At 44.7% G+C, this 25590-nt stretch carries 21 protein-coding genes; 3 read left to right on the top strand and 18 right to left on the bottom strand.

Annotated elements, in window-relative coordinates:
• The first annotated feature begins 47 nt into the window (after window positions 1–47).
• Window positions 48–848 carry a TrmB family transcriptional regulator gene (locus tag K08M4_RS02570; RefSeq protein ID WP_009847632.1) on the top strand — a complete coding sequence of 267 codons (801 nt, stop codon included), beginning with the start codon at window positions 48–50 and terminating at the stop codon, window positions 846–848.
• A 299-nt stretch (window positions 849–1147) separates the two neighbouring features.
• Here K08M4_RS02570 and recA read toward each other — a convergent pair whose 3' ends face one another.
• On the bottom strand, window positions 1148–2188 hold the full coding sequence (recA, locus tag K08M4_RS02565) for a recombinase RecA (protein ID WP_086048754.1): 1041 nt from the start codon (window positions 2186–2188) through the stop codon (window positions 1148–1150).
• A 139-nt stretch (window positions 2189–2327) separates the two neighbouring features.
• Window positions 2328–2822, bottom strand: coding sequence for a nicotinamide-nucleotide amidase (gene pncC / locus K08M4_RS02560; protein ID WP_086050375.1), 495 nt, complete (start codon window positions 2820–2822; stop codon window positions 2328–2330).
• A 124-nt stretch (window positions 2823–2946) separates the two neighbouring features.
• Between pncC and mutS the strand changes: the two genes are divergently transcribed.
• Window positions 2947–5508: a DNA mismatch repair protein MutS gene (gene mutS / locus K08M4_RS02555; protein WP_086048753.1), complete on the top strand. Its 2562-nt coding sequence runs from the start codon at window positions 2947–2949 to the stop codon at window positions 5506–5508.
• Between the two features lie 144 nt (window positions 5509–5652).
• Here mutS and rpoS read toward each other — a convergent pair whose 3' ends face one another.
• The 13 genes from rpoS to rlmD all read right to left on the bottom strand — a co-directional run bounded on the left by rpoS (window position 5653) and on the right by rlmD (window position 20297).
• A complete protein-coding gene (gene rpoS, locus K08M4_RS02550) occupies window positions 5653–6633 on the bottom strand; it encodes an RNA polymerase sigma factor RpoS (protein ID WP_086048752.1) in 981 nt (326 codons plus the stop codon).
• 98 nt (window positions 6634–6731) lie between these two features.
• Window positions 6732–7646, bottom strand: a complete 915-nt coding sequence (gene nlpD, locus K08M4_RS02545; RefSeq protein ID WP_029225456.1) for a murein hydrolase activator NlpD — start codon at window positions 7644–7646, stop codon at window positions 6732–6734.
• Window positions 7647–7681: 35 nt separating this feature from the next.
• The gene (locus K08M4_RS02540; RefSeq protein ID WP_086048751.1) at window positions 7682–8308 is read right to left on the bottom strand and encodes a protein-L-isoaspartate(D-aspartate) O-methyltransferase; all 627 of its coding nucleotides are present in this window, start codon (window positions 8306–8308) and stop codon (window positions 7682–7684) included.
• Window positions 8309–9052 carry a 5'/3'-nucleotidase SurE gene (gene surE, locus K08M4_RS02535; RefSeq protein WP_086048750.1) on the bottom strand — a complete coding sequence of 248 codons (744 nt, stop codon included), beginning with the start codon at window positions 9050–9052 and terminating at the stop codon, window positions 8309–8311.
• Window positions 9053–9172: 120 nt separating this feature from the next.
• Window positions 9173–10219: a tRNA pseudouridine(13) synthase TruD gene (gene truD / locus K08M4_RS02530; protein WP_086048749.1), complete on the bottom strand. Its 1047-nt coding sequence runs from the start codon at window positions 10217–10219 to the stop codon at window positions 9173–9175.
• Window positions 10220–10241: 22 nt separating this feature from the next.
• Window positions 10242–10721 (bottom strand): 2-C-methyl-D-erythritol 2,4-cyclodiphosphate synthase, encoded by a 480-nt coding sequence (gene ispF / locus K08M4_RS02525; protein WP_086048748.1) that lies wholly within the window; start codon window positions 10719–10721, stop codon window positions 10242–10244.
• A 2-nt stretch (window positions 10722–10723) separates the two neighbouring features.
• A complete protein-coding gene (ispD, locus tag K08M4_RS02520; protein ID WP_086048747.1) occupies window positions 10724–11425 on the bottom strand; it encodes a 2-C-methyl-D-erythritol 4-phosphate cytidylyltransferase in 702 nt (233 codons plus the stop codon).
• Window positions 11425–11706, bottom strand: a complete 282-nt coding sequence (ftsB, locus tag K08M4_RS02515) for a cell division protein FtsB (RefSeq protein WP_012604777.1) — start codon at window positions 11704–11706, stop codon at window positions 11425–11427. Before ftsB ends, ispD begins: the two co-directional genes overlap by 1 nt.
• A gap of 577 nt (window positions 11707–12283) precedes the next feature.
• Complete coding sequence (gene eno, locus K08M4_RS02510; RefSeq protein ID WP_086048746.1) at window positions 12284–13582, bottom strand: phosphopyruvate hydratase; 1299 nt, start codon at window positions 13580–13582, stop codon at window positions 12284–12286.
• A gap of 82 nt (window positions 13583–13664) precedes the next feature.
• Window positions 13665–15305, bottom strand: a complete 1641-nt coding sequence (gene pyrG / locus K08M4_RS02505; protein ID WP_012604779.1) for a CTP synthase — start codon at window positions 15303–15305, stop codon at window positions 13665–13667.
• Window positions 15306–15437: 132 nt separating this feature from the next.
• Window positions 15438–16253: a nucleoside triphosphate pyrophosphohydrolase gene (mazG, locus tag K08M4_RS02500; RefSeq protein ID WP_029223072.1), complete on the bottom strand. Its 816-nt coding sequence runs from the start codon at window positions 16251–16253 to the stop codon at window positions 15438–15440.
• Window positions 16254–16615: 362 nt separating this feature from the next.
• Complete coding sequence (gene relA, locus K08M4_RS02495; protein WP_086048745.1) at window positions 16616–18841, bottom strand: GTP diphosphokinase; 2226 nt, start codon at window positions 18839–18841, stop codon at window positions 16616–16618.
• Window positions 18842–18977: 136 nt separating this feature from the next.
• Window positions 18978–20297: a 23S rRNA (uracil(1939)-C(5))-methyltransferase RlmD gene (gene rlmD / locus K08M4_RS02490; RefSeq protein ID WP_086048744.1), complete on the bottom strand. Its 1320-nt coding sequence runs from the start codon at window positions 20295–20297 to the stop codon at window positions 18978–18980.
• A gap of 165 nt (window positions 20298–20462) precedes the next feature.
• On the opposite strand from rlmD, the gene barA reads away from it, so the two are divergent.
• On the top strand, window positions 20463–23276 hold the full coding sequence (gene barA, locus K08M4_RS02480) for a two-component sensor histidine kinase BarA (RefSeq protein WP_086048743.1): 2814 nt from the start codon (window positions 20463–20465) through the stop codon (window positions 23274–23276).
• A 301-nt stretch (window positions 23277–23577) separates the two neighbouring features.
• Here barA and acpS read toward each other — a convergent pair whose 3' ends face one another.
• The 3 genes from acpS to recO form a co-directional block, all read right to left on the bottom strand.
• A complete protein-coding gene (gene acpS, locus K08M4_RS02475; RefSeq protein ID WP_086048742.1) occupies window positions 23578–23958 on the bottom strand; it encodes a holo-ACP synthase in 381 nt (126 codons plus the stop codon).
• Window positions 23959–24052: 94 nt separating this feature from the next.
• Window positions 24053–24790 carry a pyridoxine 5'-phosphate synthase gene (pdxJ, locus tag K08M4_RS02470; RefSeq protein ID WP_009847651.1) on the bottom strand — a complete coding sequence of 246 codons (738 nt, stop codon included), beginning with the start codon at window positions 24788–24790 and terminating at the stop codon, window positions 24053–24055.
• The gene (gene recO, locus K08M4_RS02465; RefSeq protein WP_012604785.1) at window positions 24787–25515 is read right to left on the bottom strand and encodes a DNA repair protein RecO; all 729 of its coding nucleotides are present in this window, start codon (window positions 25513–25515) and stop codon (window positions 24787–24789) included. The genes pdxJ and recO overlap by 4 nt, the downstream gene beginning before the upstream one ends.
• Between the last annotated feature and the right edge of the window lie 75 nt (window positions 25516–25590).

Below are 25590 nucleotides of genomic sequence, written 5' to 3'. Positions count from 1 at the left end.
GGTAACCTTAGAAGGAGAAGATATTGAATAGTTTCAGAGGACAACCCGTGTCAGAGCTAGTCACCAAATTAATGGATTTTGGGTTTACCAAAACCGATGCGCTTGTTTATATTAATTTACTCAAAAATGGCCAATCCAGCGGATATAAAATCGCGAAAGAGATCTCTATCTCCCGCTCTTCTGTTTACTCGTCTATCGATAACCTTTATGCCAATGGCTACATTTTCATGTCTGATGGCGACACCAAAGAGTACGAAGCTAAATCACCAGATTTGATTTTCAGCCAGATAGAAAAAAAGACCGTCACCAATATTAATTTCCTTAAATCAGAATTATCGAAGATGATGCTGAAAGAGGAAAAAGAGTTCGTTTACAACGTATCGGGGTTCGACAACTTACTGCAAAAGGCCAAAGAAATCATTAATCAGGCAAATCTAGAAATTTATCTGAATACCGATTTTAACCTTGAGCTGTTTGGCAAAGAATTATGCGACGCCGTGGAACGTGGCGTACGAGTGATTGGCTTTTCATTCAACAAAATGGCGAGCCCACATGAAAAGATAGAACTACATTCGCGTTCTGAAAATGAAGAAACTGAATACCCTTCACACCGCTTTATGTGCGTAGCCGATATGAAGCTCGCCCTCATGTTCTCACACCGTGAAGAAACCTTAGGTTTATATGCCAATAATCGCTTAATTGTAAAAATGATCGCAGAGCATATTCACAGCGATATTTACCTAACAGAATACGAACGCCTGGCTCCTAATCAGCACCAACACGTTAGGGTGAATACGATTCACGAACAGCATAATGCTATGGTACTCGACGAGCTTAAGAAGCACTAACTCAGCAGATCGAATTCAATAATCAGATACGAACAAAGGTCTAGTAATAGGCCTTTCGGGGAAAGAACTTTTGACGGAAATCTATTTAACCTAAAGGGTTTCTTTAGTTATTTGATAAAGAATAGACTTATAAGTGCATAACTATAAGTAATCTAGAGCAGCCACCTACGGTCACTTTCCTCTAAACAATCAAATACCTTACATTTTTACGACTAAAACAATAAAGCCTCGAAACTTCGAGGCTTTAAAATCTTTCAAAGTCATACATTCTTATGAAGATGACTTAACAAAACGTTAGCTTATAGCTCTTCGTTTTCTTCTTCCTTCTCTGCACCTTTCTCTTCAAGCACAGCAGGAGTTAGCAGTAACTCACGAAGTTTAGTATCAATTTCTAGAGCAACTTCTGGGTTTTCACGTAGGTATTTACCAGCGTTAGCTTTACCTTGGCCGATCTTGTCGCCTTTGTAGCTGTACCAAGCGCCTGCTTTTTCTACTAGCTTATTCTTAACACCTAAGTCGATAAGCTCACCTTCGCGGTTGAAGCCTTTGCCGTAAAGGATTTGAGTTTCAGCTTGTTTGAATGGTGCAGCAATCTTGTTCTTAACAACCTTGATGCGAGTTTCGTTACCAACAACTTCATCACCATCTTTAATCGCGCCAGTACGGCGAATATCAAGACGAACAGATGCGTAGAACTTAAGTGCGTTACCACCGGTTGTTGTTTCTGGGTTACCGAACATCACACCAATTTTCATACGAATTTGGTTAATGAAGATAGCCATACAGTTAGACTGCTTGAGGTTACCAGTCAGCTTACGCATCGCTTGAGAAAGCATACGAGCCTGAAGACCCATGTGGCTGTCGCCCATTTCGCCTTCGATTTCTGCTTTAGGTGTTAGTGCTGCTACTGAGTCAATAACAAGTACGTCGATAGCACCTGAACGAGCCAGTGCATCACAGATTTCAAGCGCTTGCTCACCCGTATCAGGTTGAGAAACAAGAAGAGCATCGATATCAACACCCAACTTTTGAGCGTAGATAGGGTCTAGTGCGTGCTCCGCATCAACGAATGCACACGTTTTGCCCACTCTCTGTGCTGCAGCAATAAGCTCCAGCGTTAGCGTTGTTTTACCTGATGATTCTGGACCGTAAACTTCTACGATACGTCCCATAGGTAGGCCACCAGCACCTAGTGCGATATCTAGAGATAGAGAACCTGTAGAAATAGTTTCTACGTCCATTGTGCGGTTATCACCAAGACGCATGATAGAACCTTTACCAAATTGCTTTTCAATCTGACCAAGGGCTGCGGCTAACGCTTTTTGTTTATTCTCGTCCATTACTATCTCCACATAATCGGTTGTCTTAACAAGCGATCTAGAATCTATTTCTAACCCACATAGGGGTGACTAATTGGCTTTCATTATACTGTTTATTCATACAGTGTCTATACCTGTATGAAAATAATTTGTACAAATGCTACTTACCTTCCATTGATAGGTAATCATAAATAACTTGCAGGGCATGGTGCGTGGCTTGTTGGCGTACTTGTGATCTGTCGCCTGTAAATAGATGCGTTTCTACTTTATCCCAGCCATTTAGTGCTTTCCAAGCGAAACATACTGTACCAACGGGTTTATCTTCGGTCGCGCCACCTGGGCCAGCAATGCCACTGATCGATACAGAGATAGTCCCATTTGAATGTTGCAATGCCCCGCTCGCCATTTCTATCACTACAGGCTCACTCACTGCACCAAACTCAACTAAGGTTTTAAGCTGTACACCAATCATCTCTTGCTTCGCTTCATTACTATAAGTAACAAAAGAGCGATCAAACCACCCAGAGCTCCCTGCGATATCCGTCACTGCGCTAGCAACACCACCGCCAGTGCATGATTCAGCCGTCACTAAAACGTGTTTGTGTTTAGCGAGTAAGTGTCCAAGCTGTTCACTAAGATCTTGAGTCATCTGCATCATCAACTTCCCTTTATTTACTGTCATATCATTCGGATTCGCATCTTTTCGCATGTGTCGCTTTTCGCACGAAACGCTTTCACGTATCCTAAGCCGCAATAGAAATAAACGAAAGAAGTTAACTGTGAAAGCCGATCAAAAACATACTCCCATGATGCAGCAGTACCTAAAGCTAAAAGCAGAAAACCCAGAAATTCTGTTGTTCTACCGCATGGGCGATTTCTACGAGCTTTTCTACGATGATGCTAAAAAAGCCTCTCAACTCCTCGATATTTCACTGACCAAGCGTGGCTCTTCAAATGGTGAGCCTATTCCTATGGCGGGTGTTCCGTACCATGCCGTTGAAGGATACCTTGCGAAGTTAGTGCAACTTGGTGAATCCGTAGCTATTTGTGAACAGATTGGTAATCCAGCGACTTCAAAAGGCCCGGTTGAACGTGCTGTTGTACGCATCGTAACGCCTGGTACCGTAACGGATGAAGCATTGCTTTCTGAGCGTGTTGATAACCTGATTGCAGCCATTTACCATCACAACGGTAAGTTTGGTTACGCGACACTGGATATTACCTCAGGTCGATTCCAACTTTGCGAACCAGAAACCGAAGAAGCGATGGCGGCAGAGCTACAAAGAACGTCACCACGTGAACTGCTGTTCCCTGAAGATTTCGAACCCGTAAATTTGATGGCAAGTCGTAATGGCAACCGCCGTCGCCCTGTGTGGGAATTTGAATTAGATACCGCTAAGCAGCAATTGAATAAGCAGTTTGGTACTCGTGACCTAGTTGGCTTTGGCGTAGAAAGCGCGAAACTAGGCTTATGTGCGGCTGGTTGTTTGATCCAATACGTGAAAGATACCCAGCGAACTGCCCTTCCACATATCCGTTCACTGACGATGGATAAACAAGATCACTCAGTGATCCTCGATGCTGCGACTCGACGCAATCTAGAGATCACCCAAAATCTTAGTGGCGGCACAGACAACACCCTAGCAGAAGTACTTGATCACACTGCGACAGCAATGGGTAGCCGTATGCTTAAGCGTTGGTTACATCAACCAATGCGCAATATCTCTGCACTCGATCAGCGCCTAGATGCGATTGGCGAGATGAAAGATTTGGCTCTGTTCACAGAGTTACAACCAACGCTGAAACAGATCGGTGATATCGAACGTATCTTAGCGCGTTTAGCTCTTCGCTCTGCTCGTCCTCGCGATATGGCACGACTTCGCCAAGCTATGGAATATTTGCCTGAACTTGCCGAAACGCTGACGCAACTTAAGCACCCATACCTAACTCAGCTTGCTCAATATGCTTCTCCTGTGGATGAAGTATCTGAACTACTTGAGCGAGCGATCAAAGAGAACCCGCCCGTAGTGATTCGTGATGGTGGTGTGATAGCAGAAGGCTACAACGCAGAACTCGACGAATGGCGCGACCTTGCCGCTGGTGCAACCGAATTTCTTGATAAACTTGAGCAAGAAGAGCGTGAACGTCACGGTATCGACACGCTTAAAGTTGGCTACAACAACGTACACGGTTTCTTCATTCAAGTAAGCCGCGGACAAAGCCACCTTGTGCCACCACACTATGTTCGCCGTCAAACGCTGAAAAATGCAGAGCGTTACATCATTCCTGAGCTAAAAGAGCACGAAGACAAAGTGCTTAGCTCTAAATCGAAAGCCCTAGCTATCGAGAAGCAGCTTTGGGAAGAGTTATTTGACTTGCTACTGCCGCACTTAGAGCGCCTACAAAACATCGCCTCTTCAGTGTCTCAACTTGATGTTCTACAAAACTTGGCTGAGCGTGCAGATACCCTTGATTACTGTCGTCCAACCATGACAGAGTCTGCTGGCGTACAAATTCAGGCAGGTCGTCACCCTGTGGTAGAACAAGTAATGGACGAACCCTTTATTGCTAACCCTATCGACCTCAATGATCAACGTAAGATGCTTATCATCACAGGTCCAAACATGGGTGGTAAATCAACCTACATGCGCCAAACTGCACTCATTGCGCTGATGGCTCATATTGGTTGTTATGTTCCAGCAGAAAGCGCGACGATTGGTTCTATCGACCGTATCTTTACGCGTATTGGCGCATCCGATGATTTGGCTTCGGGTCGTTCAACCTTCATGGTTGAGATGACAGAAACCGCGAATATTCTGCACAACGCAACACCAAATAGCCTTGTGTTAATGGATGAAATTGGTCGTGGTACTAGTACTTACGATGGTCTGTCACTGGCTTGGGCAAGTGCAGAATGGCTAGCCAATCAAATCAATGCGATGACACTGTTTGCGACGCACTATTTTGAGCTAACTGAGCTACCGAACCAACTACCAACTTTAGCAAACGTACACCTAGATGCGGTTGAGCATGGCGACAGCATTGCCTTTATGCACGCGGTTCAAGAAGGCGCAGCAAGTAAATCTTACGGCCTAGCGGTAGCTGGATTGGCTGGTGTACCGAAAGCGGTAATCAAGAATGCTCGCGCGAAGCTGACTCAACTAGAAGCATTAAGTATGGAGTCGCCAACATCGAAGCCAAGTGGCGTTGATATCGCCAACCAACTGAGCCTGATACCTGAACCAAGTGAAGTAGAACAAGCGCTAGCGAATGTTGATCCTGATGATCTGACTCCTCGCCAAGCGTTAGAAGAGCTCTACCGCTTGAAGAAGTTGCTTTAGTCTTTTTCCAAATAGCTTGTTATTGTCGCTTTGTACTGTCGTTTGAGTAGGCAGCATCAAATACAAAAGCCACAAACAAAAAAACGCTGACTTAAAGTCAGCGTTTTTATTTGTCTTCTATTCAAAGAAACATCATCAGTTCATTTAGTCATTTTCTACGTTGAACAGATTTTCCATGTTCAAGCCTTGCTTGATTAGAATCTCACGTAGACGGCGAAGACCTTCAACTTGGATTTGACGAACACGTTCACGAGTCAGGCTGATTTCACGACCTACTTCTTCTAATGTTGACGGTTCATAGCCAAGTAATCCAAAGCGACGCGCAAGCACCTCTTTCTGCTTAGGATTCAGCTCATCAAGCCAGAAAATCAACGAGTTCTTGATATCGCTATCTTGAGTTGAAACCTCAGGGTCTGAGTTGTTGATGTCAGGAATTATATCCAGTAGCGCTTTCTCACCGTCACCACCGATAGGTGTATCAACGGAGCTTACTCTTTCGTTCAGACGAAGCATCTTACTCACATCACCGACTGGCTTATCTAGCTTAGAAGCAATTTCTTCTGCCGTTGGTTCGTGGTCAAGTTTTTGAGATAGCTCTCGTGCCGTACGCAGGTAGATATTCAGCTCTTTCACAACATGAATTGGCAAACGGATAGTGCGAGTCTGATTCATTAGCGCACGTTCAATGGTTTGACGAATCCACCATGTCGCGTAAGTTGAGAAGCGGAAGCCACGCTCTGGGTCAAATTTCTCTACGGCGCGGATCAAACCTAGGTTGCCTTCTTCAATTAGATCGAGAAGTGCAAGACCACGGTTGCTATAACGACGAGAAATTTTTACCACCAAACGCAGGTTACTTTCGATCATGCGTTTGCGTGCTGCTTCATCACCGCGTAGAGCTCGACGTGCATAAAGCACTTCTTCTTCAGCGGTTAATAGTGGTGAGAAACCAATTTCGCCTAAGTAGAGTTGAGTCGCATCTAAGCTTTTAGACGTAACTTCAGTCTCTTCTTTCGCTTCGGTTTTCTTAGTGACTGTTCGTTTTGCTTTTCCAAGAGCTTCCGGTTCCGTGGTTGCTTGGTTAAGATCGAACTCTTCTTTGGTTACTGCATTGCTTATACTCATAACGCCTCCCCCTGGCGAAATTAGCATGACATTACAACTTCATATGTCGCTAAATGACTATGTCACTCCATACAATACGTGATTTTTGCATATTGTATTTAAGGTAAATACCGTTTTGGATTAACTGATTTACCTTGGTAACGAATCTCAAAGTGCAGCCTAACACTGCTGGCTCCAGAGCTTCCCATTGTTGCAATCTTCTGCCCTGGTTTCACACTTTGCCCTTCAGATACTAATAGTCGGTCGTTGTGCGCGTATGCACTTAAGTAATTATCATTATGCTTCACAATCACTAGATTGCCGTAGCCTCGTAATGCATTACCCGAATAAACAACCGTTCCCCCTGCAGTAGATACTATTGGCTGACCTCGCTGTCCTGCTATGTCTATGCCTTTATTTCCTTGTTCGCCTACAGAGAAATTCTTAATTACTCTCCCTTTCGTTGGCCACAACCATTTGGATACTTTATTACTCGTTGGTTTTGTTGGCGGTGTAACATTCTGTTTACCTTTAGAACCAACATACTCCTTTGATTTGGATTGTACAACCTTCTTTTGTGGATCTTTTTTCGCCACTTTGGTGGTTGTTTGAGCGGGCGCAGGTTTAGAGTTTTTACTCTTTTGAGGTGTTGTTTTAGGTTTGCTTGAGGCCAACAAAGTTGTGGATGCGGCAACTGGCGCAGCAACGGCTGCAACCGCTACCGTTGATTTACCATACGCTGGTGCATTGTAGCTAGGACGCCATAACTTAAGGCTCTGCCCTGGATGGATGGTATAAGGTGCAGACAGATTGTTATAGCGAATCAGTTCTTTAACATCTTTATTTGTTACGTAAGCAATAAAATAAAGGGTATCGCCTTTTTTCACTTCATAGTAACTACCGCGATAACTACCACGATCAATCGATGAGTAATTCTTGTTTAAGCTTGAAACTGGCGCAGGCGAATTCGCAGCACACCCAACAAGTGCACAGCTAAGCAGTAGAGAACTTCCTTTAAAAACCTTCGAACGCATCGACTTTCTATCCACCTACACCATTAATATTTTTATTAAGCTAACTCACCAGGTACAAGAGGTACAAATCGCACCATCTCGATAACATTCGATAAGAACTCATCGCCGTGGCGAACAATCTTCAACAGTTGTTGTTCGTCTTCCCCAACAGGAATTAATAAGCGACCGCCATCTTTCAACTGCTGCAAAAGCGCTTGAGGGATCGACTCTGCAGCAGCGGTGACGATAATCGCGTCAAAAGGCGCCTTAGAAGACCAACCTTGCCAACCATCACCGTGCTTGGTTGAGATGTTGTAAAAATCGAGTTGCTTCAACCTACGCTTAGCATCCCACTGCAGCGACTTTATTCTTTCAACCGAATACACGTGATCAACCAGCTGAGCCAATACAGCCGTTTGGTAACCAGAACCCGTTCCGATCTCCAAAACGCGACTGTCTTGTTGTAACTCAAGCAATTCAGTCATTTTAGCAACAATGTAAGGCTGAGATATTGTCTGCCCCTGTCCGATAGGCAGCGCATTATTATCATAGGCTTGGTGATGCATCGCCTGTGATAAAAAGCTCTCTCTCGGTAGTTGGTAAATAGCATCAAGAACCTTTTGGTCCTGAATACCATTTTCTATCAGAAAAGTAACTAAGCGCTCGGCTTGTGGATTACTCACTTATTTATCCCCTAACCATGTAGTCATCGCACCCAACGACTCATGCGCCGTCAGATCAACTTGTAGTGGTGTTACCGACACAAAGCCATGTTCAATGGCGTAAAAATCGGTACCCTCACCAGCATCTTGCTCCTTACCAGGAGGGCCAAGCCAATAAATATCATGACCACGTGGGTCTTTCTGCTTAATCATATCTTCAGCATGGTGACGAGCACCTAAGCGTGTCACCTGAGTACCCGATAGTTGTTCTAATGCTAAGTCAGGGACATTCACGTTTAACAGGCGGTTGGTTGGAATTGGGTTAGCTAAATGTTGTTCGACGATACGACGAGCAATCGCTGCCGCTGTCTTAAAATGTTTTTTACCCACCAGAGAAAACGCCACCGATTGAACGCCTAAAAAATGCCCTTCCATTGCAGCTGCCACCGTGCCTGAATAAAGCACATCGTCACCCAAGTTAGCACCATGATTAATGCCCGTTAATACCAGATCAGGCATATCATTCTTTAGCAGTTCATTTAACGCAAAATGTACGCAGTCGGTCGGTGTTCCTTGTACCGAATATGTATTTTCGGTAATTTCTTGAACACGTAAAGGCTGTTCTAAAGTTAATGAATTTGAAGCGCCCGAGCGATTACGGTCAGGTGCAACAATGATAATTTCAGCAAGATCACGTAATTCATTGGCCAGCTCATGAATACCTTGAGCGTGCACACCATCATCGTTGCTGAGTAAAATCTTCATCTTGTATCCTTTCTTTTTTTCCAATGCCAAGTCACTTAGATACCGATATAAAGTCACCTAAATACCAATATAAAGTCACTTAAATATCAATATAAAGTGACTTATACCCCAGCAAAATCATTATTGCTCGTAGGTTCTTTCTACGTGTACTTCTTCAACTAGCTCACGAACGATAGCGGTTGCGAAACAGCCTGCATCCAGAGAGAATTTAAGAGTGACATTGTCTTCGTTTACTTCCCACGCTAAGCCCATCGGCTTCAGCGACGCTTCACGGCGATCATGGCGCATACGGTTACCACAAATAAGCGCCATTAGATCCGGTTCAGCATCAAGGTGTTTCTGCTCTAGAGCTTGAGATACATCAGTCGTCGGTAACGCATTATCTCCAGCTAAAGCAACGGTAATAAACGCAGAACCGTTCACGATGTCTTGATTTACGGTTTCGATATTGTCTGCCGTCACCGCTAATTGCGCGCCGTCTTTAACGACGATATCGCCAACCAATGCCGACGCAAACGCATCTTGCTCAATACGATCAGAAAGGATTAAGTTGTAGATCCAAGAACGAGCAGCAGAGAGATACAAGCTGCGCTTATTTTGATTACGCGTACGAACGTTTTCACGCCCCCAACGACGAGCTTCAGATAAGTTGTTACCTTCATTACCAAACCTCTGAGCACCAAAATAATTTGGCACGCCCACTTGAGCAACTTTTTCCAAACGCTTTACCACATCCTCACAGTCCGTTACTTCAGACAAAGTTAGCTCGAATTGGTTGCCAACTAAATCGCCTGGACGTAACTTTTTGTTGTGGCGTGCTGTCGCCAAAATCTCAATGCTTGGGTATTGTGCAAGAAAAGCAGAAAAATCAGGTTCACCTTTTGGTAGATGCACGCTCAACCACTGTTCTGTCACAGCATGACGGTCTTTCAAGCCAGCCCAGCTCACGTCTTTCGACTTAACACCACACGCTTTAGCCAGCTCGTTTGCTACAAAGCTCGTGTTCTCACCCGTTTTGCGAATACGAACCATAAGGTGTTCGCCTTCACCAGTGAACTCAAAACCTAGGTCTTCATTAACGACAAAGTGTTCGGCTTTTGCTTTTAGTTTTGCTTTCGCAGTTGGTTTACCGTTTAGATAAGCCAATGAAGATAAAATATCTGACATGCTGTTCTTTTCGTGTTGGTGCTTACGCACTTTTAGTAATTAGGACCACCGCTTCACATGCGATGCCCTCTTTGCGACCTGTAAAACCTAAACGCTCAGTTGTCGTCGCTTTTACATTCACATTGCTAATGCTGGTATCTAAATCTTGTGCGATAGCGTGGCACATAGAGTCTATATGAGGCGCCATCTTTGGAGCTTGCGCCATGATAGTAATATCCGCATTACCAATCACGTAGCCTTGTTCTTTTACTCGACGATAAACATCTTTTAGCAGTTCACGGCTATCCGCGCCTTTCCACTCATCATCGGTATCGGGGAAATGACGACCAATATCACCGGCAGCAATCGCACCTAATAAAGCATCACACAACGCATGAAGGGCAACATCACCATCTGAGTGTGCGATAAGCCCCTGCTCATAAGGGACTCTAACGCCACCTATAATTACCGGACCTTCACCACCAAACTTATGTACATCAAAGCCGTGACCAATACGAATCATCATTATTCCTTATTCTGACTTAAATAAAACTCAGCCAAAGCTAAATCTTCAGGCTGAGTAATCTTAAAATTATCTGAACGCCCCGCTATTAAGGCTGGTGATAAACCTTTCCACTCAAACGCAGACGCTTCATCGGTAATTGAAACACCTTGCTCTAACGCCTGACTCAATGCGTTACGTAAAGGCTTAGTTCGAAACATTTGTGGTGTAAGGGCGTGCCATAAATCGGCTCGATCAACGGTATGCTCAACCTGCCCTTGGGCACCTCGCTTCATCGTATCGCGAACAGGCGCAGCTAAAATAGCCCCTACCTCATGGCTCATCGCGCCGGAAATTAGCTTGTCGATATCACTGAGTTGAACACAAGGTCTTGCCGCATCGTGAACCATTACCCAATCGCTAAGCTTCTGCTCAGCGATATAGTTTAGCGCAGAGAGTACCGAGTCCGCTCGTTCGCTTCCGCCAGACACTCTGACCACTTTTGGATTCTGGTTGAGTGCTAACTCCGGGTAATAGGGGTCATCATCGCTGATCGCAACGATAATTTGAGAGACTTGTGGATGCGACAGTAATTTCTCAATGGTGTGCTCTAAAATCGTTTTGCCGTTAATCTTAAGATATTGCTTAGGGCGGTCTGCTTTCATTCGGCTGCCGACGCCCGCTGCAGGTACAACGGCAATCACACTTTGAAGTTGAGTCGACATTAATGGGATTCCTCACCAATGATGCGAAAAAACGTTTCGCCTTCTTTTACCATTCCAAGCTCATGACGTGCGCGCTCTTCTATCGCGTCTAAGCCTTGGCGTAGATCGTCGATTTCCGCAAACATCTCTGCGTTACGAAGATGGAGCTTTTCGTTTACTTGCTGCTGAACTTGGATTTCGTTGTTCACACCGTAGTAATCAGAAATACCATTTTTACCGAGCCACAGTGTGTGTTGTAGCCAGCCAAACACTATGAGCAGTACTAAAGCAAAAATTCGCATAACACCTTTCGCCGGTTGAAAAAGAAGGAACTAGAATAAGGCACATATATACCATAATGAGCTTATTGGTGCGAGATATGTGGTGTCAGGGAATCAATAAGTCGGGGAATTATTGTTATGCGAAACCTGTGGTGAGAGTCCCGACTCCCTCCTTCGTCAGCCTAGGGAGTCATGAATTAGATAAACCAATACCTGCAAAAGAGAAAACGACACACATTGACCAACGACATCTAACCACGTCATTCCCAAGAAGGAGGAACGACTGAGTTGGGAATCTATCACGATTAACGTAAGCAAGAGATTCCCTATGCCTTCCTCCGTCAGTCTAGGGAATGACGAATTTGAGGCAAAAAAAACGCCCTACCGAAGTAGAGCGTTTTCAAAAGCTTTAAGCTAATAATTCGCGAGGCTTTAAGTCTTGAAGAAAGTGCTGACCTTTAACTTCTTTAAGACCGCTTTCGTTGTAAAAAGGAGGAGTTTTAGAACCTAGAGCTTCTTCCCGTCATTTTCTACAGACAAAAAAATGCCCCGCATAAGCGAGGCATTTAAAAAGCTTAGATTAATAATTCGCTAGGAATTATTGACCTTTAACTTCTTTAAGACCGTTGAAAGGAGCTTTAGAACCTAGAGCTTCTTCGATACGGATAAGTTGGTTGTACTTAGCAACACGGTCAGAACGGCTCATAGAACCAGTTTTGATTTGACCTGCAGCTGTACCTACCGCTAGATCAGCGATAGTTGCATCTTCAGTTTCGCCAGAACGGTGAGAGATTACTGCAGTGTAGCCAGCGTCTTTAGCCATCTTGATAGCAGCTAGAGTCTCTGTTAGAGAACCGATTTGGTTGAACTTGATAAGGATAGAGTTAGCTACGCCTTTCTCGATACCTTCAGCAAGAATCTTAGTGTTTGTAACGAACAGATCGTCACCAACGATTTGAAGCTTGTCGCCTAGAAGTTCAGTTTGGTGCTTGAAGCCATCCCAATCTGACTCGTCAAGACCGTCTTCGATAGAAACGATTGGGAAGTTGTTCGCTAGGTCAGCTAGGTAGTGGTTGAACTCTTCAGAAGTGAAAGTTTTACCTTCGCCCTTCATGTTGTAGATACCAGCTTCTTTGTCGAAGAACTCAGATGCTGCACAGTCCATAGCAAGAGTAACGTCTTTACCTAGTTCGTAACCAGCAGCTGCAACAGCTTCTGCGATAACTTCTAGAGCTTCAGCGTTAGACTTAAGGTTAGGAGCGAAACCACCTTCATCACCAACTGCAGTGCTGTAGCCTTTAGACTTAAGAACTTTAGCTAGGTTGTGGAATACTTCAGCGCCGATACGTAGACCTTCTTTAAGAGTCTTAGCGCCAACTGGTTGGATCATGAACTCTTGGATGTCAACGTTGTTATCTGCGTGCTCGCCACCGTTGATGATGTTCATCATTGGTAGAGGCATAGAGAATTGACCTGCAGTACCGTTTAGCTCAGCAATGTGCTCGTAAAGAGGCATGCCTTTCGCAGCAGCAGCAGCTTTTGCGTTCGCTAGAGATACAGCTAGGATAGCGTTCGCACCGAACTTAGACTTGTTTTCAGTACCGTCTAGGTCAAGCATGATTTGGTCAACGTCAGCTTGTGCTTTAGCGTCAGAACCTACTAGAGCTTCAGCGATTGGGCCGTTTACAGCTTCAATAGCTTTAAGAACACCTTTACCTAGGAAACGTGATTTGTCGCCGTCACGTAGCTCAAGAGCTTCGCGAGAACCAGTAGATGCGCCAGATGGAGCAGCAGCCATACCTACGAAACCGCCTTCTAGGTGTACTTCAGCTTCTACAGTTGGGTTACCACGTGAATCGATGATTTCACGACCTAGAACTTTAACGATCTTAGACATTGAATGTTTCCTTCTCGTTGAATATATAAATGTCAAATTTAAAAGGTAGCAGCACAACTTACGCAGCTACCTGTATTCCTTTTTACTTCTCTAATTCGCCGCGCTGGAACTCGCCAGCTGCTTTAACGAAACCTGCAAACAATGGGTGACCATCGCGAGGTGTTGAAGTGAACTCTGGGTGGAATTGAGCAGCAACAAACCATGGGTGGTTCGGGTTCTCAATAACTTCAACCAGTTTCTTGTCCGCAGATAGACCCGATACTTTTAGGCCCGCTTTTTCAATTTGTGGACGAAGATTGTTGTTCACTTCGTAACGGTGACGGTGACGTTCATGGATCGTCGCGCTACCGTATAATTCGTAAGCTTTTGTCCCTTTAGCTAGGTGACAAAGCTGTGAACCAAGACGCATTGTACCGCCAAGGTCAGATGTTTCTGTACGCTCTTCAACTTTACCTTCGCCATCAGTCCACTCAGTGATAAGACCAACAACTGGGTACTTAGTTTCAGTACAGAATTCAGAAGAGTGTGCCCCTTCCATTTTCGCAACGTTACGAGCGTACTCGATAAGTGCTACTTGCATACCTAGACAGATACCTAAGTACGGTACTTTGTTTTCACGAGCGTATTGAGCAGCAAGAATCTTACCTTCAACACCACGATCACCAAAGCCACCAGGAACTAGGATTGCGTCTAGGCCTTCTAAAACTTCTACGCCACGAGACTCAACATCTTGTGAATCTACGTATTTAATATTCACGCTTAGGCGATTTTTCAAGCCCGCGTGTTTTAGCGCTTCATTTACTGATTTGTATGCGTCTGGTAGTTCAATGTACTTACCAACCATACCAATCGTCACTTCACCCGTTGGGTTAGCTTCTTCGTAAATTACTTGTTCCCATTCAGACAGGTCTGCTTCTGGAGCTGTGATGCCGAAACGCTTACATACAAGTTCATCAGTGCCTTGAGCTTTAATAAGCTGAGGGATCTTGTAGATAGAGTCAACATCGCGCATAGAAATAACTGCATTTTCTTGCACATTACAGAACAGAGCAATTTTCTTACGCTCGTTCGAAGGAATGTTGCGGTCTGAACGACAAACTAGGATGTCTGGCTGAATACCAATAGACAGCAGCTCTTTTACAGAGTGTTGCGTTGGCTTAGTTTTCACTTCGCCCGCAGCTGCTAGGTATGGCACTAGAGTAAGGTGCATGAACATTGCGCGTTCACGGCCTAGCTCTACTGCTAGCTGACGAATCGCTTCCATGAATGGTAGAGATTCGATATCACCAACCGTACCACCAACTTCAACAAGCGCGATATCGTGGCCAGCTGCGCCAGAAATTACACGTTCTTTGATAGAGTTAGTGATGTGCGGGATAACCTGAATAGTTGCACCTAGGTAATCACCGCGACGCTCTTTAGCGAGTACGTCTGAGTAAACACGACCTGCAGTGAAGTTGTTACGCTTAGTCATCTTGGTGCGAATGAATCGCTCGTAGTGACCAAGGTCAAGGTCAGTTTCAGCGCCATCTTCCGTAACGAACACTTCACCGTGTTGAGTCGGGCTCATTGTGCCTGGATCAACGTTGATGTAAGGGTCAAGCTTCATCATAGTCACTTTAAGACCACGAGCTTCTAAAATAGCCGCAAGAGATGCTGCTGCAATACCTTTACCTAGAGAGGATACAACCCCGCCAGTAACAAAAATGTAATTTGTCGTCATGTTTAACCTGAAATTGGTTGAATGAGGGAAATGGATTACTTCTGGACGGGATGAAAATATACCAGAAGCCCCTTATCGCCACAACGTGAAATCTATCACACTGCTATTTTTTATTTTTTGCTTCAAATCAATTCATGATAAAAGCTTTGATGATCTTTTCTCCGCCACTTTGACTTCATCCCATATGGAATCAAGCTGTTGTAGAGAAAAGTCGGTCAAAATTTTATCTTGCTGACGAACTTTTTGTTCCACACCTTTAAAGCGGCGTGAAAATTTCAGATTGGCTTTATTGAGAGCCGTTTCTGGATTTTTACCCAAATGTCGCACTAAATTGACGGTAGCAAACAACAAATCACCCAGTTCTTCTTCAACTAAATCTTCGTTTGGCGTTACTTGAAGCGCTTCTTCTAGCACCTCATCAACTTCCTCTAAAACCTTATCTGCGACTGGACCAATAGAGTCCCAATCAAAGCCAAATTTCGCGACTTGCTTTTGAATTTTTGTAGCACGCGAAAGTGCAGGTAGAGAGTTTGGTATTGAGTCTAGAATACTTTCTTGAGTTTTGCCTGCCTGTGCTTTTTCTTTGGCTTTTTCAGCTTCCCAGTTAGCATTAATTTCTTCATCACTGGCAAACTCGGTATCAGAAAATACATGTGGATGACGGCGCGTCAGTTTCTCATTAATACCGTCGACCACATCAGAGAACTCAAACAAGCCCTGTTCTTTTGCTAATTGACTGTAGAAGATCACCTGAAACAACAGGTCGCCTAACTCTTCTTGTAAGTTTGGCCAATCTTTGTTGTGAATCGCGTCCACCACCTCATACGTTTCTTCGATCGTATGCGGCACAATGGTTTCAAAATTTTGTTTCAAATCCCAAGGACAGCCACCTTCAGGATCGCGCAGCTTAGTCATGATCTGTTCAAGTTGTTCAATCGGGTGATTCATCGTTTTATTCCTATTCACTGTCTTTGATTTTTAAATTTAAAGCTTCACTAAAACTAATAAGTACTCAGACTAAAAGATACTAGAACTAAAAAAGGTGAGCAGCCAAAACCACTCACCTTTCTATTATTTCCGTCATCCTCAAGAGCGAAGAATGAGCTAGTTGGGGATATCAAATCGCTTGGCGAGATTCCCTATCACGTTCATCCCTCACTGTAGGGAATGACAACTATTTTTGTTTTACTAAGTAATTGGCTCTTCTAACAAGGCAACAAACTTACGAGACTTCTGAGCATAGCTTGTCTATGTGATGAAGCGAGTATAGTGCAGTTAACACAGTGAGAAGGCCAAGTACGACGTAAAAACTAGCCTAGGCGTTTTACGCTCATGACATCTTTGATTTGCTCTACTCGGCTTGTCACGCGACTCAGAATTTCAATATTGGTCACTTCCAAATCAAAATCCATCACCGACAATTGACGTTTATAGTCAATACGGCTCTTCATTGTCGTCACACTGACTTTTTCGTTCAAGAACAGGGATGTTATGTCTTTCAACAAGCCGGTACGTTCTAGCGCCTCTACACGCAGCGTTAAGATATACGAGCCTACAAAACCATCGCCCCACACCGTATCAATGATACGTTCGGGTGCATGTAGGTTAAGCTCACTTAACTGCTCACAATCGCTACGGTGTACTGAGATACCACGCCCTTGAGTAATGTAACCTTTGATCACATCGCCTGGGATAGGCTGACAACAACGAGCCAAGTGGGTCATTAGGTTATCCACACCTTCAACGACGACGGCATCCTTTTTCGGACGGCTCTGATGCGCAGGCTTATTGTCCGACTCAAGCAACTTCTCGAGCGCTTTCTTGTCTTCTTCTTCAGCCGTCGGCTTATTGACCAGAGCATTGATGTGATTAACCACTTGGTTAATACGCAAATCACCGCTACCAATACCTGCATACAATTCATCAGGTGTATTGACGTTGAATCGTTTCAGCGCGTATTGCTCGGCATCTTTCAGTGTTGCACCGACTCTGCCTAGCTCGATTTCTAGGATGTCTCGCCCAGCTTCTAGGTTTTTCTCACGACTCTGAGCACGGAACCAAGCGTTAATTTTTGCTCGAGCTCGACTTGAATGAACAAAGCCTGTGGTCGGATTCAACCAATCACGTGATGGATTCGGTTCTTTTTGAGTAATGATCTCAACTTGATCGCCCATCGCCAACTTATGAGTAAACGGAACGATTCGACCTGCGACTTTGGCACCGATACAACGGTGTCCAACCATCGAGTGGATGTGGTAAGCAAAATCCAACGGCGTTGCACCCATTGGTAAATCGACCACATCACCGCGTGGTGTAAAGGCATAGACACGGTCATCAAAGACTTGGCTACGTACTTCATCCAGCATTTCGCCAGAATCCGACATCTCTTCTTGCCAGTCGATAAGCTTACGCAACCAAGTGATTTTCTCATCGTAGCCACTGCGTACGCCGCTAGATGCACCTTCTTTGTATTTCCAGTGCGCAGCAACGCCCAATTCAGAGTCTTCATGCATCTGCTTGGTTCGAATCTGAATTTCAATGGTCTTGCCTTCAGGGCCAAGAACTACGGTATGAATCGACTGATAACCATTTGGCTTAGGATTCGCCACGTAGTCATCAAATTCACTGGGTAGATGTTTGTATTTGGTGTGAACCACACCTAAGCCGGCATAACAGTCTTGCAGTTGGTCTGCGATAATACGTACGGCACGCACGTCAAAAAGCTCATCAAACTCCAAGCCTTTTTTCTGCATTTTACGCCAGATACTGTAGATATGTTTGGGACGCCCGCTGACTTCAGCATTGATGCTTGAACGTTTCATTTCGGACGTGAGATCATCAACAAAGTCAGTGATGTATTGTTCGCGTACGATACGGCGCTCTGACAACTGTTTGGCAATTTGCTTGTAGGTATCGGGTTGTTGGTAGCGGAAAGCGTAATCTTCAATTTCCCACTTTAACTGACCAATACCTAAACGGTTTGCAAGAGGCGCATAGATGTTGGCACACTCTTTTGCTGCCGCACGGCGCACAGCATCAGGGGCTTTTTTCACTTCTATGAGGTTGCAAATTCGTTCTGCTAGCTTGATCACAACGCAGCGGAAGTCGTCGACCATCGCCAGTAGCATACGACGAACGTTATCAACTTGACCCGAGGCAGCACTGCCTTCAAGGGTCACGTTGAGCTGGCCTAACGCCGCCATTTCTTCAACGCCATCAATCAGCTTTACGGTTTCTTTGCCGTAGCATTCTTCAAACGCTTCACGCTCAAAAACGCCGCTTGAAACGACAGGGAAAAGTTGTGCAGCAATTAAAGTGGCACGGTCCATCGACAATGTAACCAAGATTTCGATCATCTCGCGTCCACGCCAAAGCAGGAGCGACGCTTGCTCGTGATCTTTTAATAGCTCTTCACAGTGACGATAAACTTTGGTCAGTTTATTCGAGGTTTTTACGTCTTGATTCAATGACGCAATCCAACTTTCTAGCTCAAACTGTTCGCTTGGGTTTAAATGTGCGCTTCGTACCGCAACCATCATGCCTTCCTAGTTATTATGTTTTATACCCAATTCAATATGACTAACTGATTCCAAGTTAGTTCGACTCATATTGATATCAGCGCAGGCTTCCCTGCACCTTTGTAATACATTTTTAAGCCTTATTTAAGGGCTTCTAAGCCTTGATAAAGAGAGCCATCGATTCTAGATGACTGGTATGGGGGAACATATCCAACATACCAAGTTTGGCTAATTGATAGCCTTGTTTTTCTAAACTCTCAGAATCTCTCGCTAGAGTAGCAGGATTACACGAAACATAAACCACACGCTTCGCTCCTAACGCTGAAATTTGATCTACGATCCCACTCGCTCCAGCGCGTGCTGGGTCAAGTAATACTTTATCGAATTTCTCTTTTGCCCAAAGCTGTGAAGATAAATCTTCTTCGAGGTTCGCTTGGTAAAACTCCGTATTGCTTAATTGGTTTAACGCCGCATTAGATGTTGCTTGTTGAACCATTTCATCAACACCTTCCACACCAACGACAAACGCCGATTGTTGTGCGATAGGCAAACTGAAATTGCCTAGCCCACAAAACAGGTCAAGCACACGTTCATCCGCTTGAGGCTCTAACCACTCAATCGCTTGAGCAACCATCTGCTGGTTCACTTTCTGGTTCACTTGTATAAAGTGGTTTGGCTCAAAAGGTAAGGTCACACCGGTTTCGCTATAAGCTGGTGCGTCCCCGACCAAACGAACCAACTTATCGGTTTCTGGCATCGAGTACAGCGTAGCGCCTTCTGCATGAGCCAACTCAATCAAAGATTGCTCATCTTTTTCAACCAAAGGCTTAAGGTGACGCAGCACCATAACAGGGCCAGTATCCCCAATCACTAATTCAACGTGTCCTAAAGACGTAAGGTTGCTGAAAGTATTCAGTAAACTTTTCAGTTTTGGCAGCAGTACATTAAGGCGAGGGTCAAGCACCGCGCAGTCGGTGATGTTTTCAATCTGTTTACTTTGTTTCTTACGGAAACCAAACTGAAGCTGCTGTGTCTTCTTATCAACAAATAGACTGATACGCGCGCGACGACGATAGCCAGTTTCATCACCCACAATCGGTTCAACAACTTCGGTGTTAGCCGTTTGGTATTTGCTCATCAGGTGCGTCAAAGATTGTGATTTATGCTCAACCTGAGATGAGTAACCGAGATGCTGAAGATGGCAGCCACCACACTGATTAAAGTGCTTACAAAATGGCTTTAAACGCAGTTCACTCGGTTGAAGTAATTTGATGAGTTTTGCTCGCGAAAACTTACTTTTGCTCTCAGTAAGTTGAATAACCACCTTCTCACCGGGCAATGCGCCATCAATGAAAACGGGTTTGTTCTTCTGATAAGCGATGCCAGCGCCATTGTGATCCATTCGTTCAACCAAAACCGATTGATGCTTGGTCTCGAGTTGAGTTTTCTTTTTTGGTTGGAAAAAACGTGCCATTGCTTGTGCCTAATGTATCTTTTAATAAGTAATTGGTATCCAGGACTCACTATTCTGTCTTGGAATCATTGTCGAACGTCACGGCTTTGATTAAGCTTACCGTTCACTTAACCGCCATTGTGTGCGTTATTTTCCCATATCCAGACCTCGATGTAATTAAAGAACATGACCAGATATGGCTTAAGAGCCCGTGTAATTACCTTAACTCTAGCTCCAACCCTGATTATTGGGCTGCTATTGAGTGCATTTTTCTCATTTAACCGCTATCAAGACCTTGAGGGTCAAGTGGTTAACACTGGTACTAGCATCATTGAACCACTAGCAATTGCGAGTGAGTCTGGCATGAAGCTCGAAAGTCGAGAGTCTGTTCGTCAGCTGATTAGCTATGCGCATCGAAAAAATTCTAAGCTAGTGCGCAGTATTGCGGTGTTTGATGAACGTCATGAGTTGTTTGTAACATCAAACTTCCACCCTGATTTTGAAAGCCTGACCTATCCGAAAGATAAACCGATTCCGCATTTAAGCTCATCGGATCTACTCGACAATACGTTGATCCTGCGGACGCCTATCATTGCCGAAGGCCAATACATCAACTCAGCTAATGGCCAGTCTCAAGCAAACCAAGCGATCGGCTACATTGCGATAGAGTTAGACTTGTCGTCACTTCGATTGCAGCAGTATCAAGAAGTGTTCTCTGCGTTCTTAGTATTAATTCTTGGGCTTGGTTTATCGGGCGTATTTGCCTTCCGTTTAATGCATGACGTCACCCAACCGATCACGCATATGAAAAACATGGTCGACAGAATTCGTCGTGGTCATCTCGATGTGCGTATCGAAGGCAAAATGCACGGTGAGCTAGACTCACTGAAAAACGGTATCAACGCGATGGCGGTCTCGCTATCAGAATATCACGTCGAGATGCAGCACAGTATCGACCAAGCAACATCTGATCTGCGTGAAACCCTAGAGCAATTAGAGATTCAAAACGTTGAGTTAGACATTGCGAAAAAACGCGCTCAAGAAGCAGCTCGTGTTAAATCTGAGTTCTTGGCAAATATGTCTCACGAGCTTAGAACACCGCTTAATGGTGTGATTGGCTTTACTCGCCAGATGCTCAAGACCCACCTATCGAACAGTCAAACCGACTACTTACAAACCATTGAACGCTCGGCTAATAACCTACTCAGCATCATCAACGATATCTTGGACTTCTCGAAACTTGAAGCCGGCAAGCTCGCTCTAGAAAACATTCCATTTGAGTTCCAATCGAGCCTAGAAGAGGTGGTTAACCTTCAAGCCACTAATGCCCATGAGAAAGGCCTTGAGCTTACGCTTAAGATCGACCCGAAAGTACCACCAGGCGTTGTTGGTGATCCACTGCGTATCCAACAAATCCTGACTAACCTCGTGGGTAACTCGATCAAGTTTACCGAGCGTGGCAACATTGATATCAGCGTTGAGCTGCGTTCACAAAGCGAAGACAGCATTGAGCTGCAGTTTATGGTTCGAGACACGGGTATTGGTATCTCAGAGCGCCAACAAGCACAACTTTTCCAAGCTTTCAGTCAAGCCGATGCGAGTATCTCTCGTCGTTATGGTGGTACAGGCTTAGGTCTGGTCATCACCCAAAAACTGGTCAGCCAAATGGGCGGAGAGATCAGCCTAACCAGTCGTCTTCACCAAGGCTCCACCTTCTGGTTCACCCTGAGACTATCGACTACCGATATGCCGATGACAGAACTAATAGAGACTCAGTGCCTGCAAGACAAGCAACTGCTGCTTATCGAGCCAAACATGCAAGCGGCATCAATTACTCAGCAGATCCTAACCCAAGAAGGCTTAGTGGTAACGTACCGTTCGGTTATGCCTGACGAATCTACCTCGTATGACTACGTTCTACTTAACTTAGCCGCGAACCAAGAGTATCAATTTGATACCGTGAGTGGTTGGGCGATTGGCGCGAAGAAGATCGCTCAAAACGTGATTATTGGTACACCAAGTACCGAGCTAGCGTTGGGTGAGCAATTGATGAAAGAGGTCGATGTTCAGTGCATTACTAAGCCTCTCTCTCGCAAGAAGTTACTGCAAACTTTGGTATCGAATCAAGCTCCAACCTTAATTGCACCCGCGATTGAAACACACTCAGAAGAGAAGCTACCGCTTACGGTATTGGCGGTTGATGATAACCCTGCCAACCTTAAACTGATTACTGCGCTGCTAAAAGAGCGCGTAGAGACAGTTATCAGTTGTACCAGTGGTCAGAAAGCTATCGACAAAGCGACAGAGACTCCATTTGATGTCATTTTCATGGATATTCAAATGCCGCAGATGGACGGCGTGACCGCTTGCCAAAAAATTAAGGCGTTGGCGAACAATGCAAACACGCCAGTGATTGCCGTTACTGCGCATGCAATGATGGGGGAACGTGACCGACTACTTGAAGCAGGTATGGATGACTACCTAACGAAACCCATTGAAGAGCATGTATTACAACAGGTTCTTATTCATTGGAGCCCTACCTCTGAGATTGAACACATTGATAAAATAGACCCAGATCACCCGGCGGTCTCTGCTGAAATCGACCACAGCTCTGTTTCAGAAGTTGAAGCTAGCGAGCACAAGAACATCATCATTGATTGGCAAGCCGCTTTGAAACAAGCCGCCAATAAAGAAGACCTCGCACGCGATATGCTGCAAATGCTCGTAGATTTTATTCCTGAGGTTTATGAGGCAGCAGACAAGGCGATAGAAGACAGTGACTACCCCATTGAAGCGCTGACCCACATCATCCACAAAATGCATGGCAGCAGCTCATACAGTGGTGTACCAAGGCTTAAGTCGGTATGTGCAACGATAGAGAAAGAACTTCGTTCAGGCTCTTCTGTTGAAGACATTGAACCGGAGCTTTTTGAACTTCAGGATGAATTAGATAAGGTTCAAGCAACCGCGATTCATTATTTGAAACCAGACAAGACCTAGCGAATATTTCTTACTCACAAATATTCATTAAATGGTTTACCAGCCAATAAAAAAGCAGAGCTCATGAGCTCTGCTTTTTTCTGTCTAAAACCTAGGGTGCTAGATATAATACCAATCACAGTAAGTAAGTGTTCAGAAATAGAGCAGGGAAAAGGCTTGAGAACAAGGCAGCTCTTTTCAATAAATAGTTTCGATAAGTAGTTATTCTACAATAAAAAATTATAACGCAGTTATCGAGCGTTTTAACAAGCTAGGGTGACCAGTTATTTACTACGATTGGTATAAAGTAGCGATAATCTGTTTACGATTCGAGTAACACAGTTGCCACGGCGTAGTGGCGCTCATCCGAGATAGTCAGATGAATCGATGTTGTGCCATTTGCCTCTGCGATTTCACGCGCTTTTTTATGCAAGCTTAGAACTGGCTTGCCATGTTCATCGTTTGAAATCTCGAAGTCGTGGAAGGTCACACCAAGAGCAATCCCCGTACCTAACGCTTTAGACGCTGCTTCTTTAGCAGCAAAACGCTTTGCAAGGTAACGCCCTTTTTGCTTCAGTTGTTGAAACACTTCAAATTCAGAATCCGTCAAAATACGCTGAGCGAAAGCCTCACCACTTCGTGATAATGCCTTTTCAACACGTTCAATTTCTGCGATATCTGTACCTAATCCAACAACAGCCATGTTTACCCTACTACCAACTTCTATCTATTAACTTTTTCGATTCTACTGATTAACCGCTTAACGCTTACAACTAAATGAATGACGAGTTAAAGAACTAAGCGTTGTTGCGTGCTGTTTCCATCACGGCTTTCATGTCTGCAACGGCTTTATTCAAACCATCAAACACTGCGCGTCCCATGATCGAGTGACCAATGTTCAACTCGTAAATCTCAGGAAGTGCCGCAATCGGCGCAACGTTGTGATACGTCAGACCATGACCCGCATTGACTGTGATACCAAGATCGTCTGCGTAGCTTGCGCCTGCAGCAATCTTTTTAAGCTCATCTTGCTGATCTTCTTCTGTTTTCGCATCAGCGTAATGACCAGTATGAAGCTCAATGAACGGTGCGCCACATGCTTTTGCTGCATCGATTTGCTCACGATCTGCATCGATAAACAGAGAGACTTTGATACCCGCAGCCGACAATTTTTCCGTCGCCGCTTTGATCTTTTCAAGTTGACCAACCACGTCCAAGCCACCTTCCGTCGTCAGCTCTTCACGCTTTTCTGGAACTAGGCAAACGAATTCAGGATTAGTATCGAGTGCGATTTGAACCATCTCGTCCGTCACGGCCATCTCTAAGTTCATGCGAGTCTGGATAGTTTCAGCAAGAATACGTACATCGCGATCAACAATATGACGGCGATCTTCACGCAGGTGAATGGTAATGCCGTCAGCACCCGCACGTTCAGCAATTTCAGCTGCGTGTACTGGATCTGGGTATTTAGTACCACGTGCATTACGTAGTGTAGCAATATGGTCGATATTAACGCCTAAAAGGATTGAGCTCATTTTCCAATACTCCGTGCTCTAGAGAGGGCTATTGTTGGCATAAATAGCTCTCTACTTTTTAATGGTTTGCCGCCAAGATACGGCTTTAAGGCTATGCGTGTAAAGCGTTTTGCTGCTTTTAACTGCTCTTTAGTGATAAACCTACGTTCGCTAATTGCGATAAGTTCATCGCCCATAAATGTCAGGTTATCTCGACGTACAGAAGCGATGAAACCTTTCTGCTCTCGATAGCGATAAGTCATACTTGGATCGATCGCTTCACCAGTACCTGCGCAATGCAAAAAGTCGACGCCATACCCCATAGCCGAAAGTAGAGCCAATTCAAAACGACGTAGCGCTGGCTCAGGGTTCTCATTATGAGCTAGCTCTGTTAAGGCATGAAGATAGTCGTGAAAAAATGCAGGCATGGCCACTTCGGCCATCAACACTCGCCCAACTAATTCATTAACGTACATTGCTGAATACAGATTGATACCGGCAAGAGGAAGCCCCAAGCTGATCGGTTCAGCTTGGCGCAACGTTTTCATTGAACCATTGCCAGACCACTTCAGCAGCAGAGGCGTAAAAGGTTGCAATGCACCTTTCAAATTAGAACGCTTACTCCGCGCACCTTTAGACATCAACGTCACCCGACCGTACTCTTCACTGAAGACGTCCAGAATCAGGCTCGACTCACTGTATGGTCGACGGTGCAACACAAAGCATCGCTGTAACCCTTCGCTCAATCACTTACCCTTCTTACAGATACAAAAAGAGAGAGTTCGCACTCTCTCTTGTATTTATATTCAATTCAACTTTCT

It is taken from the genome of Vibrio syngnathi, assembly GCF_002119525.1.
GTDB lineage: Bacteria > Pseudomonadota > Gammaproteobacteria > Enterobacterales > Vibrionaceae > Vibrio > Vibrio syngnathi.
This window is presented reverse-complemented; position numbering and strand designations above follow the sequence as displayed.